Genomic DNA, 13,239 nt, shown 5'->3' with positions numbered 1-13,239 from the left:
GATCGGCCCCACACCGCGCAGTGCTACGATCGGGGACAGGTTTTCGATCTACAGTCGAAAACCCAGCCCCCAGCCCAGGCCGGCCACCGATTGACCGGCGCCACGAACAGGAGGTGGTTGTCATGACCACCACGTCACTCACGCTCGGGTCGACCGAACCCGCCTACACCGGGGTCGAGCCGACACCCGAATGGTTTGCCGAGATCAAGAGCCTCGCCAAGAAGCGCAACGCCACCCTGCTGGCCCACAACTATCAGTTGCCCGCCATTCAGGACGTTGCCGATCACGTGGGCGATTCCCTCGCGCTGTCGCGCATCGCGGCAGAGGCCGAGACCGACGAGATCATCTTCTGCGGCGTGCACTTCATGGCGGAGACCGCCAAGATCCTGAGCCCCGACAAGCGGGTCCTGATCCCGGACGAGCGGGCAGGCTGTTCACTCGCCGACTCGATCACCGCCGATGACCTGCGTGCGTGGAAAGCGGACTATCCCGATGCGGTGGTCGTCTCGTACGTCAACACCACCGCGGAGGTCAAGGGTCTGACCGACATCTGCTGCACCTCGTCGAACGCGGTCGACGTCGTGAACTCGATCGATCCCGACAAAGAGGTGCTGTTCCTGCCGGACCAGTTCCTCGGCGCCCACGTCAAGCGCGTCACGGGTCGACAGAACATGCAGATCTGGGCAGGCGAGTGCCACGTTCACGCCGGTATCAACGGCGACGAGCTGACCGCCAAGTCGCAGTCGCACCCCGACGCCGAACTGTATGTGCACCCTGAATGTGGTTGCGCCACCTCGGCTCTCTACCTCGCCGGTGAGGGTTTCGTTCCTGCCGACAAGGTGAAGATCCTTTCGACCGGAGGCATGCTCGACGCTGCGCGGGAAACGGGTGCGACGCAGGTTCTCGTCGCGACCGAGGTCGGAATGCTGCATCAGTTGCGCAAGGCTGCGCCGAACGTCGATTTCCAGGCAGTCAACGATCGCGCCTCATGTCCCTACATGAAGATGATCACCCCGGCCGCGCTGCTGCGTTGCCTGCGCGAGGGCAAAGACGAGGTCCACGTGGCACCTGATGTCGCCGCGCGGGCAAAGCTGAGTGTCCAGCGGATGATCGAGATCGGCACCCCCGGGACAGGGGAGTGACGGGCAACCCAGCCGGCACCGCGGAGGTCGCGACCCTGATCGCGACCGCTCTTGACGAGGACCTGCGTTACGGACCCGACGTCACCACGGCCGCAACAGTTCCCGCCGGCGCGGTGGCGACCGCGGTGCTGTCGAGTCGTCAGCACGGTGTGCTGGCAGGCCTCGACGTCGCGCTCGAGGTCTTCGACGCCGTCGTCGGTGCCGGTGAGTACGAGGTTCTCGACCGGCTCGAGGACGGCGCCGAACTCGAACCCGGCACGGCAGTGGCCACTGTGCGCGGCCCGGTTGCGGGATTGCTCGTTGCCGAGCGCACGGCACTGAACCTCCTGTGCCACCTGTCCGGAATCGCGAGCGCCACGGCCCTGTGGGTCGCGGAGGTCTCCGATACCAAGGCGCAGATCCGGGATTCACGAAAGACGTTGCCCGGCATGCGCGCACTGCAGAAGTACGCGGTGCGGTGCGGGGGCGGCCACAACCATCGGATGGGTCTCGGCGACGCCGCGCTGATCAAGGACAACCACGTCGCAGCGGCAGGATCTGTCACGGCAGCGCTGAACGCGGTGCGGGCCGCAGCGCCCGACATCGCGTGTGAGGTCGAGGTCGACAGTCTCGAGCAACTCGACGAAGCCCTGGCATTGAGCGCTGAACTCGTTCTGCTGGACAACTTTCCGCTCTGGCAGACTCAGATGGCGGTGCAGCGTCGCAATGCGAAGTCTCCGGCGACGGAACTGGAGAGTTCGGGAGGGCTCACCATCGACGTCGCGCAGGATTACGCCAAGACCGGTGTCGAGTACCTGGCGGTCGGAGGTCTCACGCACTCGGTGACTGCCCACGACATCGGCTTCGATTGGGTCGGCAACTGACAACAGGGCAAACGGCGCCGGCTTTGTAAGTCTGCGCCGGCCCTGCAACACCGGCACGTGGACGGAAAGCCGGCACGTATTCCGAGTTGTGGCACATCTCGCAATCATTAGCCATGCTCACATGCGTATGTAGGCTTGATTTCGGCGGTTCCGCCCATCCCACCCGATTTTCGGAGGTAAGAACACGTGCCGACCATCAATGCCTACGCCGCGCCGTCCGCGAACGACGCTCTGGTGCCCACCACCATCGAGACCCGCGAGGTGGGTCCGGCCGACGTGCGCATCGCCATCGCCTACGCCGGCATCTGTCACAGCGACATCCACACCGCCCGCGATGAGTGGGGTGGTACCCGTTACCCCGTCGTACCCGGTCATGAGATCGCGGGCACCGTCTCCGAGATCGGTTCCGAGGTCACCAAGTACCAGGTCGGGGACCGGGTAGGGGTTGGATGCTTTGTCGACTCCTGCCGCGAATGTGAACCCTGCCTTCTCGGCCAGGAGCAGTACTGCGAGAAGGGGAATGTCGGCACCTACAACGCAATCGGCGCCGACGGAAAACCAACCACCGGTGGCTACGCCCAGGAAGTGGTGGTCGACGCCAACTACGTCCTACGGATCCCTGACTCGCTGTCCCTCGATGTGGCGGCCCCGCTGTTGTGCGCCGGCATCACCACCTACTCGCCCTTGCGCCATTGGGGCGCGGGCCCGGGCAAACGAGTGGCGGTCATCGGGCTCGGAGGTCTGGGCCACGTGGGAGTCAAGATCGCCCACGCGATGGGTGCGGAGGTCAGTGTGATCTCACAGTCACTGAAGAAGATGGAAGACGGACTCCGTCTCGGTGCGAGCAACTACTACGCCACCGACGATCCCGACACCTTCAAAACACTTCGCGGCAAGTTCGACCTCATACTCAACACCGTCTCGGCGAACTTCGACATCAACAAGTACATGTCGATGCTTGCCATCAACGGGACGCTCGTCGAACTCGGTCTGCCCGAGAAACCCATCTCGGTACGTGCCTTCTCACTCGTCGCGAACCGCCGATCCCTCGCCGGTTCGATGATCGGCGGGATCGCCGAGACACAGGAAATGCTCGACTTCTGTGCCGAACACAACATCGGTGCCGAGATCGAGGTCATCTCGGCCGATCAGATCAACGAGGCCTACGAGCGCGTCGTTGCCTCCGACGTCCGCTACCGCTTCGTCATCGACAACTCCACCTTGTAATCCCGATAGTGGGTCCTTATGGCGAACAAAACCCCTGGTCAGGGTCGCTAAAAGGGCACATCATCGGTCTTGACGGTCGGGAACCAGCGCGCCGAGCAGGAAGTTCACGACCGAGATGATGATCGAACCCCAGATCGCGGTCCAGAAGCCATCGACGCTGAGTCCGAAGTCGGTGGTTTCGGTGACCCACGCCGTCAGCAACAACATCAGCGCGTTGATGACCAGGGTGAACAGTCCGAGGGTCAGTATCAGCAGCGGTAGCGAGAGCAGCTGGACGATCGGTTTGATCGCGGTGTTCACGATGGTGAAGACCAGGGCGATGAACAGCACCACCAGGATCTGAGCAGCGGTGTCTCGACCGTCGGTGGCAATCGAGATGCCACCGACGAGCGCGGCGGCGATCCAGATGGCGACGGCATTGATGAGTAGTCGGGCAGCGAAGACCATGCGGAGAATCGTAGTGCTGCGGACCACCGGTGAAAACGGCTGGCCGGACCGCATATCCTTGAGGTCAGTCCATGGCGAACTGTGGATCGTTCACCAATTGTCAGGAGTCAGTGTCCATGCTTGCCCGCACCGACCTTCGCGGCGGCAGTGCCACCACCGCCCAGCTCCGCCGGGCGCTGCCGCGCGGCGCCACCGATGTCGACACCGTCCTGGAGCAGGTCAGGCCCGTCATCGACGCGATACGCGAACGCGGTGCCGCCGCCGCCCTGGAGTACGGCCAGAAGTTCGACGGCGTCGCACCTGACACGGTGCGGGTACCGGCCGACCACATAGACCGGGCTCTCGCCGATGTCGCCCCCGACGTCCGTGCCGCGCTGACCGAGTCGATCGATCGGGCCCGGCGTGTGCATGCCGCCCAACGCCGCACCGATGTCACCACCGAGGTCAGCCCGGGCGGCACCGTCACCGAACGGTGGATCCCCGTCAGTCGGGTCGGTCTCTACGTTCCCGGCGGCAACGCGGTCTATCCCTCCAGCGTGATCATGAACGTGGTGCCCGCTCAGGAGGCGGGCGTCGAAACCCTGGTCGTGTCCTCGCCGCCGCAGGCCCAGTTCGGCGGCTTGCCCCACCCCACGATCCTGGCGGCGTGTGCGCTGCTCGGGGTGACCGAGGTCTGGGCGGTCGGAGGGGCTCAGGCCGTGGCGTTGCTGACCTATGGCGGTACCGACACCGACGGCGCCGACCTCGAGCCGGTCGACCTCATCACCGGGCCCGGCAACATCTACGTCACCGCAGCAAAACGGCTGTGCCGCAGCGTGGTCGGTATCGATTCGGAGGCAGGTCCGACCGAGATCGCGATTTTGGCCGACGACTCCGCCAACCCGGTCAACGTCGCCGCCGACATGATCAGCCAGGCCGAACACGATGTGATGGCCGCGTCGGTCCTCGTCACCGACAGCGCGGCGCTGGCGGACGCAGTCGACGCCGAGATCGAGATCCAGGTGCAGCGGACCAAACACAGCGAGCGCGTCCGCGAGGCGCTTGGCGGTACGCAGTCCGGAATCATTTTGGTGGACAACGTCGATCAGGGTTTGCGGGTGGTGAACGCGTACGCTGCCGAGCACTTGGAGATCCAGACGAGAAACGCATCTGCCGTCGCCGCGCGGGTACACAGTGCGGGCGCCATCTTCGTGGGCGACTACTCGCCGGTCAGCCTCGGCGACTACTGCGCCGGTTCCAACCACGTTCTTCCCACCTCGGGTTCGGCGCGGCACAGTTCGGGCCTGTCGGTTCAGACGTTCCTCAAGGGTGTCCACATCATCGACTACGACGAGGCGGCTCTCAAAGAGGTCTCGGGTCACGTGCTGACCCTGGCCGATGCCGAGGACCTGCCGGCTCACGGTGACGCGGTGCGGGTGCGCTTCGCCGGAGGAGGCGCCGAGTGACGCCGGCCACGAGTCGGATCTCGCTGGACGATCTCCCGCTGCGCGATTCGCTGAGGGGTCAATCACCCTACGGCGCACCGCAGCTCGACGTCCCGTTCCGGCTGAACACGAACGAGAACCCGCACCCGCCCTCGCAGGCGTTGATCGACGATGTCGCGGTGTCGGTGCGCGAGGCCGCCGCCCAGTTGCACCGATATCCGGACCGTGACGCCGTGGCACTGCGGACGGATCTGGCGAGGTATCTCACCGCGCGGACCGGCGTCGAATTGGGTGTCGAAAACCTGTGGGCTGCAAATGGTTCCAATGAGATCCTGCAGCAGCTGCTGCAGGCCTTCGGCGGGCCGGGTCGCAGCGCGCTCGGGTTCGTCCCTTCCTACTCCATGCACCCGATCATCTCGACCGGCACCGATACCGTCTGGATCGACGGAAAACGCAGCGCCGATTTCTCGTTCGATCTCGCGGGTGCACTGTCCGCGATCGAGGAGCTCGGTCCCGACGTGGTGTTTCTCACCTCGCCGAACAACCCGACCGGCGGGTCGATCGCGCTCGATGACATGAGGGCGGTTGCCGCGGCGGCGCCGGGAATCGTCATCATCGACGAGGCATACGGCGAGTTCTCCGCGGCGCCGAGTGCGGTCGAACTGATCGACGAGTTCCCCGCGACTGTCGTGGTGAGCCGGACCATGAGCAAGGCGTTCGCGTTCGCCGGCGGCCGCCTCGGGTATCTGGCCGCGGACCCGGCGGTCATCGACGCCCTGCTCCTGGTGCGTTTGCCGTACCACCTGTCTGTGGTCACGCAGGCCGCTGCCAGGGCGGCTCTGCGCCACGCCGACGACACCCTCGCCGGTGTCGCCGCAATCGTTGCCGAACGCGAGCGGGTCGTTGCCGCGCTTACCGGATACGGCTATGACGTCACCCCGTCGGACGCCAACTTCATCTTGTTCGGCCGGTTCGCCGACGCCACCGCGAGCTGGCAGCACTACCTCGACGGTGGGGTGTTGATCCGCGACATGCATATCGACGGACATCTGCGTGCGACGATCGGGCTGCCCGCCGAAAACGATGCCCTCCTCACCCGGAGCGCCGAACTCGCACGTACCGACCTGGTAGGAGAACTATGAGCAACTCGCCACGTGTGGCCCGGATCGAGCGGACCACGCGCGAATCCGCGATCACCGTCGAGATCAACCTCGATGGCACCGGCACCACCGACATCTCCACCGGCGTAGCGTTTTACGACCACATGCTGACCGCGTTCGGTGCGCACGGCAGCTTCGACCTCACCGTGGCGGCCAAGGGCGACGTCGAGATCGAGGCCCACCACACCGTCGAGGACACCGCGATCGTGCTCGGCCAGGCGATCCGGCAAGCCCTCGGCGACAAGAAGGGCATCCGGCGCTTCGGTGATGCGTGGATCCCGATGGACGAGACCCTGGCGCAGGCGATCGTGGACGTCTCCGGGCGCCCCTACTGCGTGTTCACCGGCGAGCCCGAGCACCTGCTGACCACCACCATCGGCGGAAACCCCGGAGTGCCGTACCACACCGTCATCAACAAACACGTCTTCGAGAGTCTTGCGATGAACGCGCAGATCGCGCTGCATGTGCGCACCCTGTACGGCCGGGATCCACACCACATCACCGAAGCGCAGTTCAAGGCTGTGGCGCGGGCCCTGCGCGCGGCAGTCGAACCCGACGCCAGGGTCACCGGCGTGCCGTCGACCAAAGGAACGTTGTGAGCACGGGCGACCGCACGGTCGCGATCCTCGACTACGGGTCCGGCAACCTTCGCTCGGCGCAGCGGGCGCTGGAACGAACCGGCGCCCAGGTGACGGTCACCTCGGAACCGAAGATCGCGCTCGAGGCAGACGGGCTCGTGGTTCCCGGCGTCGGCGCCTATGCCACGTGCATGGCCGGCCTGCTCGAGGTCAAAGGCGACCGGATCATCGACGAGCGACTCGCCGGCGGCCGGCCGGTACTCGGGATCTGCGTGGGCATGCAGATTCTGTTCGAGCGGGGCGTCGAGTTCGGGGTCGAGGCGGATGGCTGCGGTCAGTGGCCGGGGACGGTCACCGCGCTGCCCGCCCCCGTGCTGCCTCACATGGGCTGGAACACCGTCGAGAGTGAACCGGATTCGGTCCTGTTCGAGGGGATGCCCGAGGATGAGCGGTTCTACTTCGTGCACTCGTACGCGGCGCAGAGTTGGGAGTTGGCCGCGGACGGACCTCTGAAGCCGGCGAAGCTGACCTGGTCGGAACACGGCGGTCGCTTCCTCGCGGCGGTCGAGAACGGACCGTTGTCCGCGACCCAGTTCCATCCCGAGAAATCCGGCGACGCCGGCGCGCGGCTGTTGAGCAATTGGGTCCGGTCGCTCGGATGAGCGCGATCGAGCCCATCTCGCCCGACGTCCGATGACACAGCAGCGGCGATTCTCGTTCGCCAGGCTCGCATTGTTCTCACTCGGCGCCGGCGCGCTGGTACTCGCCATCTCGGTACCCGTGGTGATCGGGTTGGCGCAGCTCTCTCCTGTCGCGGCTTTGATCGTGGCAGTGCTGGCGCTGATTCTCGCCGTTGCTGCGATGGGTATCGTTGCCAACCGGATGGTCGACCGCGCGGCCGATGCGATGCGCGCGGAATCCGACCCGAAATCTACAACTGAGGGAGATTGACACACCATGAACGCCCGACTTGAACTGCTTCCGGCGGTCGATGTGGCCGACGGCCAGGCGGTACGCCTGGTGCAGGGCGCGGCCGGCAGTGAAACCTCGTACGGTTCGCCGCGTGACGCCGCGCTGACCTGGCAGCGCGACGGTGCCGAGTGGGTGCATCTGGTGGATCTCGACGCCGCATTCGGGCGGGGCAGCAACCGCGACCTGCTCGCCGGTGTCATCGATGAACTCGACGTGAAGGTGGAGTTGTCCGGCGGGATCCGCGACGACGAGTCGCTGAAGGCCGCACTGGCCACCGGTTGTGCGCGGGTGAATCTGGGCACCGCCGCCCTCGAGAACCCGGAGTGGTGCTCGCGGTCGATCGGTGAATACGGCGATCGCATCGCAGTGGGCCTCGATGTCCAGTTCGTCGACGGCTCCTACCGGCTGCGCGGGCGCGGCTGGGTATCCGACGGCGGCGAGCTGTGGGACGTCCTGGAGCGACTCGAGCGGGACGGCTGCAGCCGCTACGTGGTCACCGATGTCACCAAAGACGGCACCCTGACCGGACCCAACCTCGAGTTGCTGCGTGAGGTGACCGCCAAAACCGATGCGCCGGTGGTGGCTTCGGGTGGGGTATCGACTCTCGACGACCTCGTCGCAATTGCCGGGCTCGTCGGCGAGGGTGTGGAAGGCGCGATCGTCGGCAAGGCGCTCTACGCCGGACGTTTCACCCTGGTGGAGGCCTTGGCGGCGGTCTCTTCATGACGCTGGCCTCTTCGTGACGTCCACCGGCGGACTGCCCGCAGGCCTCGACCCGGAGCGACTGCTGGCGACGGCGGTCGACGTCCTCGACTCGGTGGTCGACCGCTTCCTGTCCGGCGTCGGCGCTCCCAGCGCGGTGATGAAGGGACACAACGACTTTGCCACCGAACTGGACCTTGAGCTCGAGCGGGTGATCACCGCCGAGCTCTCCGATCGCACCGGTGTCGGGGTGCACGGTGAAGAGTTCGGTGGCCCGGAACTGGACACGGGGACCGTCTGGATCGTCGACCCGATCGACGGCACCTACAACTATTCGGCCGGCTTGCCCATCGCGGGCATCCTGCTCGCCCTCGTCCACGACGGCCAACCGGTCCTCGGGCTGACGTGGTTGCCCATGTCCGGGCTGAATTATGCGGGTTTCGTGGACGGCGGGCTGACATGCAACGGGAAGCCGGTGGCTCCGATGCCGGAGCTGGCCCTGAGTGAGGCGATGCTCGCGTTCGGCGCCTTCAACATCGCGAGCCGGGGCCGGTACCCCGGCGCCTTCCGCCTCGAACTGCTCGGCGAGCTCAGTCGGCGGGCCGCTCGACTGCGGCTGTTCGGCAGCACCGGCTTCGACCTCGCGCTGACTGCCGGCGGATCACTGGGTGGCGCAGTGAGTTTCGGGCATCACGCCTGGGACAACGCAGCAGGCGCCGCACTGGTGCTCTCGGCCGGCGGCCAGATCAGCGACATCGAGGGCAGACCGTGGTCGGTCACCTCTCCGTCGATCATCGCCGCGAGCCCCGGTGTCCACGCAGAACTACGACAACTGATCGTCCGGCTCGGCGAGCCCGGCGATTTCGTACCACCTGAGGAGAAGTACCGATGACCGTCGCTGTGCGGGTGATCCCGTGTCTGGACGTCGACGACGGCCGGGTGGTCAAGGGTGTCAACTTCCAGAACCTCCGCGATGCGGGCGACCCGGTGGAACTCGCCGCGGCATACGACGCGGCGGGCGCCGATGAACTGACATTTCTCGACGTCACCGCCTCGAGCGGCAATCGCGGCACCATGCTCGACGTCGTCCGTCGCACCGCGGATCAGGTCTTCATCCCGTTGACCGTCGGTGGCGGCGTGCGTACGGTCGCCGACGTCGACATCCTGCTGCGCGCGGGTGCCGACAAAGTGGGCGTGAACACCGCCGCAATCGCAAATCCCGACATACTCGGCGAGATGAGCAGGCATTTCGGCTCGCAATGCATCGTCCTGTCCGTCGATGCGCGCACCGTGCCCGCCGGAGACGCGCCGACCCCCTCAGGGTGGGAGGTCACGACCCACGGTGGACGCAAGGGCACCGGTATCGACGCGGTCGAGTGGGCCCGGCGTGGCCAGGACCTCGGTGTCGGTGAGATCCTGCTGAACTCCATGGACGCCGACGGGACGAAGAACGGCTTCGACCTGAAGATGATCACCGCGGTGCGCGCAGCCGTCGGGGTACCCGTGATCGCCAGCGGTGGCGCCGGCGCGGCGGAACATTTCCCACCCGCTGTGCGTTGCGGGGCAGACGCGGTGCTGGCCGCCTCGGTCTTCCATTTCGGTGAACTCACCATCGGCCAGGTCAAGGACGCCATGCGTGCCGAACACATCCCGGTGCGCTGAACGCCGCACTGCGCCAGATCTTTACGCACGAGGAGTCGATGACATGTCGCTGGACGCCCAGATAGCAGGACAGCTCAAACGCAACGCCGACGGGTTGGTCTGCGCCGTGGTGCAGGAAGCGGGCACCGGCCAGGTGCTCATGGTCGCCTGGATGGACGACGACGCACTCGCCCGCACCCTGGACACCGGTGAGGCCACCTACTTCTCGCGCTCGCGCGGCAAGCAGTGGATCAAGGGGGAGACCAGTGGTCACACGCAGAAGGTCACCGAGGTCCGCCTGGACTGCGACGGCGACACCGTGCTCCTGACCGTCGAACAGATCGGCGCCGCCTGCCACACCGGTGACCACACCTGTTTCGACGCGAACGTCCTGTTCACCACGATTTCCTGACCACCTGATTTTCCGAGCGACACCAGTGAGGGGCACCCATCGATGCCATTGATCCAGATCTCGCAGACCCCCGGACTCAGTGACCGTGTGAAGCGCGAGACCATCGCCGCCGTGACCGAGGCCTACGCACGCGCCACCGGTAAGAATCCCGACTCGGTGTGGGTCACGATCACCGAGGTCCCGCGTTCGCACTGGGGTGTGGGTGGGGAGCCGCTCGGGCAGTAGCGGCGGGCTGGGACACTAGGTGACGATGCCGAACAAGACCACCGCCTCAACTGCAGGCGGCTTCCCAGACACCACCACGATGGCACAGTTCCTCGAACTGGCCGCCGATCACCGGGTGGTACCGGTGACCCGCAAGGTGCTCGCAGACTCGGAGACGCCACTGGGCGCCTACCGCAAGCTCGCCGGTGACCGACCCGGGACGTTCCTGCTCGAATCAGCGGAGAACGGTCGTTCCTGGTCGCGCTGGTCGTTCATCGGAGCAGGTTCGCCTGCCGCGTTGACCTCGGTGGACGGCGAAGCACAGTGGTGGGGCACCCAGCCCGCGGGCGCCCCGTCAGGCGGTGACCCGCTGGCGGCCCTGGCCGAGTCCTTGAAGATCCTCGCGACCGATCGCTTCCCCGGCCTACCGCCGCTGACCGGTGGTTTCGTGGGTTTCCTCGCCTACGACGCGGTGCGCCGTCTCGAACGCCTCCCCGACACCACAGAGAACGATCTGAAGTTGCCCGAGATGCTGATGCTGCTGGCAACCGACATCGCGGCGGTCGACCACCACGAGGGCACCATCACGCTGATCGCCAACGCAGTCAACTGGGACGGGACCGACGACCGGGCGGAGAACGCCTACGCCGACGCGGTCGCCCGGCTCGACACGATGACCGCGGCGCTCGCCGCGCCTGCGCCGTCGACCGTCTCGACGTACCGCAGTGCCGTCCCCGAGTTCGAGGCCCAGCGCACCCGCGAGGAGTACGGGACGATCGTGACGAGTCTGGTGTCGGAGATCGAGGCGGGCGAGGCGTTCCAGGTGGTGCCCTCGATGCGCTTCGAGATGAAGACCGACGCCGACCCGATCGACGTGTACCGGGTCTTGCGCACGACCAACCCCAGTCCATACATGTACCTGCTCCGGGTTCCCGGTAACGGTGGACCCGACTTCACCATCGTGGGTTCGAGTCCGGAAGCCCTTGTGACCGTCAAGGATTCGGTGGCCACCACCCATCCCATCGCAGGTACCCGCTGGCGGGGCGCCAACGAATCCGAGGACGTCCTGCTCGAGAAAGACCTGCTCGCGGACGAGAAGGAGAACTCCGAGCACCTGATGCTCGTGGATCTCGGGCGCAATGATCTCGGCAGGGTCTGCGAACCGGGCACGGTCGAGGTCCGCGACTATCGGCACATCGAGCGCTACAGCCACGTCATGCATCTGGTGTCGACGGTGACCGGCCATCTCCGGTCCGGCAAGACCGCGCTCGATGCGGTCAACGCCTGCTTCCCGGCAGGCACGCTCACCGGCGCACCCAAGGTACGGGCCATGGAGTTGATCGACGAACACGAGAAGACCAGGCGCGGGCTGTACGGCGGCATCGTGGGTTATCTCGACTTCGCAGGGGACGCCGACACCGCGATCGCGATCCGCACCGCCGTACTCAAGGAGGGTCGTGCTTATGTGCAGGCCGGCGGGGGAGTCGTGGCGGACAGCGAACCCGACTACGAATACAACGAGGCCAGCAACAAGGCCAGCGCCGTGCTGCGGGCCATCGCGGCGGCCGGAACCATGACCAGGGTGAGTGGGTCCGGCGATGAGTGAGCCCACAGACCCGACGCCTGCCGGACCGGACCCGACGCCGGTTCCCGCGTCGACATCGGCAGCCTCCGCCCGGGCCGGCCGGGGCAGACGACTCGGGATCATCGCGTTGTTGCTCGGGCTCGCCGCCGTGGCCTTCTGGAGCGCGTCACGAATGACCTGGGCCGAGCTCATCGGAGCCGACGGTTTGGCCCCGCCCCGCACGTTCACGGTGAAGGGGTCGGACTGGACGCCACTGTTGACACCACTCGCGCTGGTGCTTCTCGCGGGGATCGCGGCAGCGGCGTCGCTGCGTGGGTGGGCGCTGCGGCTGACGGCGATCGTCGTCGCCGCCGTGGCCGTCCTCGGCTTGCTGCCCGCCCTGACCCTGCTGACCGGCGACGATCACACCTCGTACGCCGCCGACGTCATCGATCTACCCAACCGCTACCAGGCTGTTCAGGTCGACACCTCGATCCTGCCCGGGTTGATCGTCTGCCTCGGCACCGCCTTCGCGGTTCTGGGCGCTGTCGTCATGCTGCAGATCGCATCTCGTGATGCTCCGATGTCGTCGAAGTACAAGTCGCCTGCGGCTCGGCGGGCCGAACTCGAGGAGCAGGTCTTCGCCCAGCGGGCAGCCGAGAAGAAGGCCGCGACCACCGCAAGCGCAGACGCAGAGAACGAATCCGGGACGGCAGCGAAGTCGGTGCCCGCGGCCGAGACGGACTCCGGGAACAACGAACGCTTGCTGTGGGATGCACTCGATACCGGCGACGATCCGACCATCGGTCCGGCAGACCGATGAAAAGTGACGGGACTCACGTGGACTGGTGGTACCCCGAATCCGGTCGCGGCGGGGTCGCAGCTACCCTTTGTGTACTGAAA

General features: G+C 66.2%; 16 protein-coding genes. 15 read left to right on the top strand and 1 reads right to left on the bottom strand.

Annotation, left to right across the window (positions count from 1 at the left end; all coding sequences use genetic code 11):
* The first annotated feature begins 122 nt into the window (after positions 1–122).
* The 3 genes from nadA (at position 123) to BFL43_RS13065 (ending at position 3,232) form a co-directional block, all read left to right on the top strand.
* Entirely contained in the window at positions 123–1,142 is a 1,020-nt protein-coding gene (nadA, locus tag BFL43_RS13075; RefSeq protein WP_084892969.1) for a quinolinate synthase NadA, read from the top strand.
* A complete protein-coding gene (nadC, locus tag BFL43_RS13070) occupies positions 1,139–2,005 on the top strand; it encodes a carboxylating nicotinate-nucleotide diphosphorylase (protein ID WP_084892968.1) in 867 nt (288 codons plus the stop codon). The genes nadA and nadC overlap by 4 nt, the downstream gene beginning before the upstream one ends.
* A 186-nt stretch (positions 2,006–2,191) precedes the next feature.
* Complete coding sequence (locus BFL43_RS13065) at positions 2,192–3,232, top strand: NAD(P)-dependent alcohol dehydrogenase (protein ID WP_084892967.1); 1,041 nt, start codon at positions 2,192–2,194, stop codon at positions 3,230–3,232.
* 60 nt (positions 3,233–3,292) lie between these two features.
* On the opposite strand, the gene BFL43_RS13060 is transcribed toward BFL43_RS13065, so the two are convergent.
* Positions 3,293–3,679 (bottom strand): phage holin family protein, encoded by a 387-nt coding sequence (locus BFL43_RS13060; protein ID WP_084892966.1) that lies wholly within the window; start codon positions 3,677–3,679, stop codon positions 3,293–3,295.
* A 116-nt stretch (positions 3,680–3,795) separates the two neighbouring features.
* Between BFL43_RS13060 and hisD the strand changes: the two genes are divergently transcribed.
* The 12 genes from hisD to BFL43_RS13000 are packed head-to-tail and all read left to right on the top strand — an operon-like array spanning position 3,796 to position 13,159.
* A complete protein-coding gene (hisD, locus tag BFL43_RS13055) occupies positions 3,796–5,124 on the top strand; it encodes a histidinol dehydrogenase (protein ID WP_084892965.1) in 1,329 nt (442 codons plus the stop codon).
* Positions 5,121–6,245, top strand: a complete 1,125-nt coding sequence (locus BFL43_RS13050; RefSeq protein WP_084892964.1) for a histidinol-phosphate transaminase — start codon at positions 5,121–5,123, stop codon at positions 6,243–6,245. The genes hisD and BFL43_RS13050 overlap by 4 nt, the downstream gene beginning before the upstream one ends.
* Positions 6,242–6,862, top strand: coding sequence for an imidazoleglycerol-phosphate dehydratase HisB (gene hisB, locus BFL43_RS13045; RefSeq protein ID WP_084892963.1), 621 nt, complete (start codon positions 6,242–6,244; stop codon positions 6,860–6,862). The genes BFL43_RS13050 and hisB overlap by 4 nt, the downstream gene beginning before the upstream one ends.
* A complete protein-coding gene (gene hisH, locus BFL43_RS13040; protein ID WP_084892962.1) occupies positions 6,859–7,503 on the top strand; it encodes an imidazole glycerol phosphate synthase subunit HisH in 645 nt (214 codons plus the stop codon). The genes hisB and hisH overlap by 4 nt, the downstream gene beginning before the upstream one ends.
* A gap of 31 nt (positions 7,504–7,534) precedes the next feature.
* On the top strand, positions 7,535–7,792 hold the full coding sequence (locus BFL43_RS13035; RefSeq protein WP_084892961.1) for a hypothetical protein: 258 nt from the start codon (positions 7,535–7,537) through the stop codon (positions 7,790–7,792).
* Positions 7,793–7,798: 6 nt separating this feature from the next.
* A complete protein-coding gene (gene priA / locus BFL43_RS13030) occupies positions 7,799–8,539 on the top strand; it encodes a bifunctional 1-(5-phosphoribosyl)-5-((5-phosphoribosylamino)methylideneamino)imidazole-4-carboxamide isomerase/phosphoribosylanthranilate isomerase PriA (protein ID WP_084892960.1) in 741 nt (246 codons plus the stop codon).
* Between the two features lie 13 nt (positions 8,540–8,552).
* Positions 8,553–9,407 (top strand): inositol monophosphatase, encoded by an 855-nt coding sequence (locus BFL43_RS13025; RefSeq protein ID WP_240498227.1) that lies wholly within the window; start codon positions 8,553–8,555, stop codon positions 9,405–9,407.
* Positions 9,404–10,177, top strand: coding sequence for an imidazole glycerol phosphate synthase subunit HisF (gene hisF / locus BFL43_RS13020; RefSeq protein WP_084892959.1), 774 nt, complete (start codon positions 9,404–9,406; stop codon positions 10,175–10,177). Before BFL43_RS13025 ends, hisF begins: the two co-directional genes overlap by 4 nt.
* Positions 10,178–10,220: 43 nt before the next feature.
* Positions 10,221–10,568, top strand: coding sequence for a phosphoribosyl-AMP cyclohydrolase (hisI, locus tag BFL43_RS13015; protein WP_084892958.1), 348 nt, complete (start codon positions 10,221–10,223; stop codon positions 10,566–10,568).
* Between the two features lie 42 nt (positions 10,569–10,610).
* Complete coding sequence (locus BFL43_RS13010) at positions 10,611–10,793, top strand: 4-oxalocrotonate tautomerase family protein (protein WP_028462844.1); 183 nt, start codon at positions 10,611–10,613, stop codon at positions 10,791–10,793.
* Between the two features lie 25 nt (positions 10,794–10,818).
* Entirely contained in the window at positions 10,819–12,378 is a 1,560-nt protein-coding gene (locus BFL43_RS13005; protein ID WP_143695292.1) for an anthranilate synthase component I, read from the top strand.
* On the top strand, positions 12,371–13,159 hold the full coding sequence (locus BFL43_RS13000) for a Trp biosynthesis-associated membrane protein (protein ID WP_084892994.1): 789 nt from the start codon (positions 12,371–12,373) through the stop codon (positions 13,157–13,159). Before BFL43_RS13005 ends, BFL43_RS13000 begins: the two co-directional genes overlap by 8 nt.
* Positions 13,160–13,239: the final 80 nt, after the last annotated feature.

The sequence above is a fragment of the Williamsia sp. 1135 genome (assembly GCF_002095395.1).
Taxonomy (GTDB): Bacteria; Actinomycetota; Actinomycetes; order Mycobacteriales; family Mycobacteriaceae; genus Williamsia.
The sequence above is the reverse complement of the archived record's forward strand: the minus strand, read 5'-3'. Positions and strand labels throughout refer to the sequence as shown.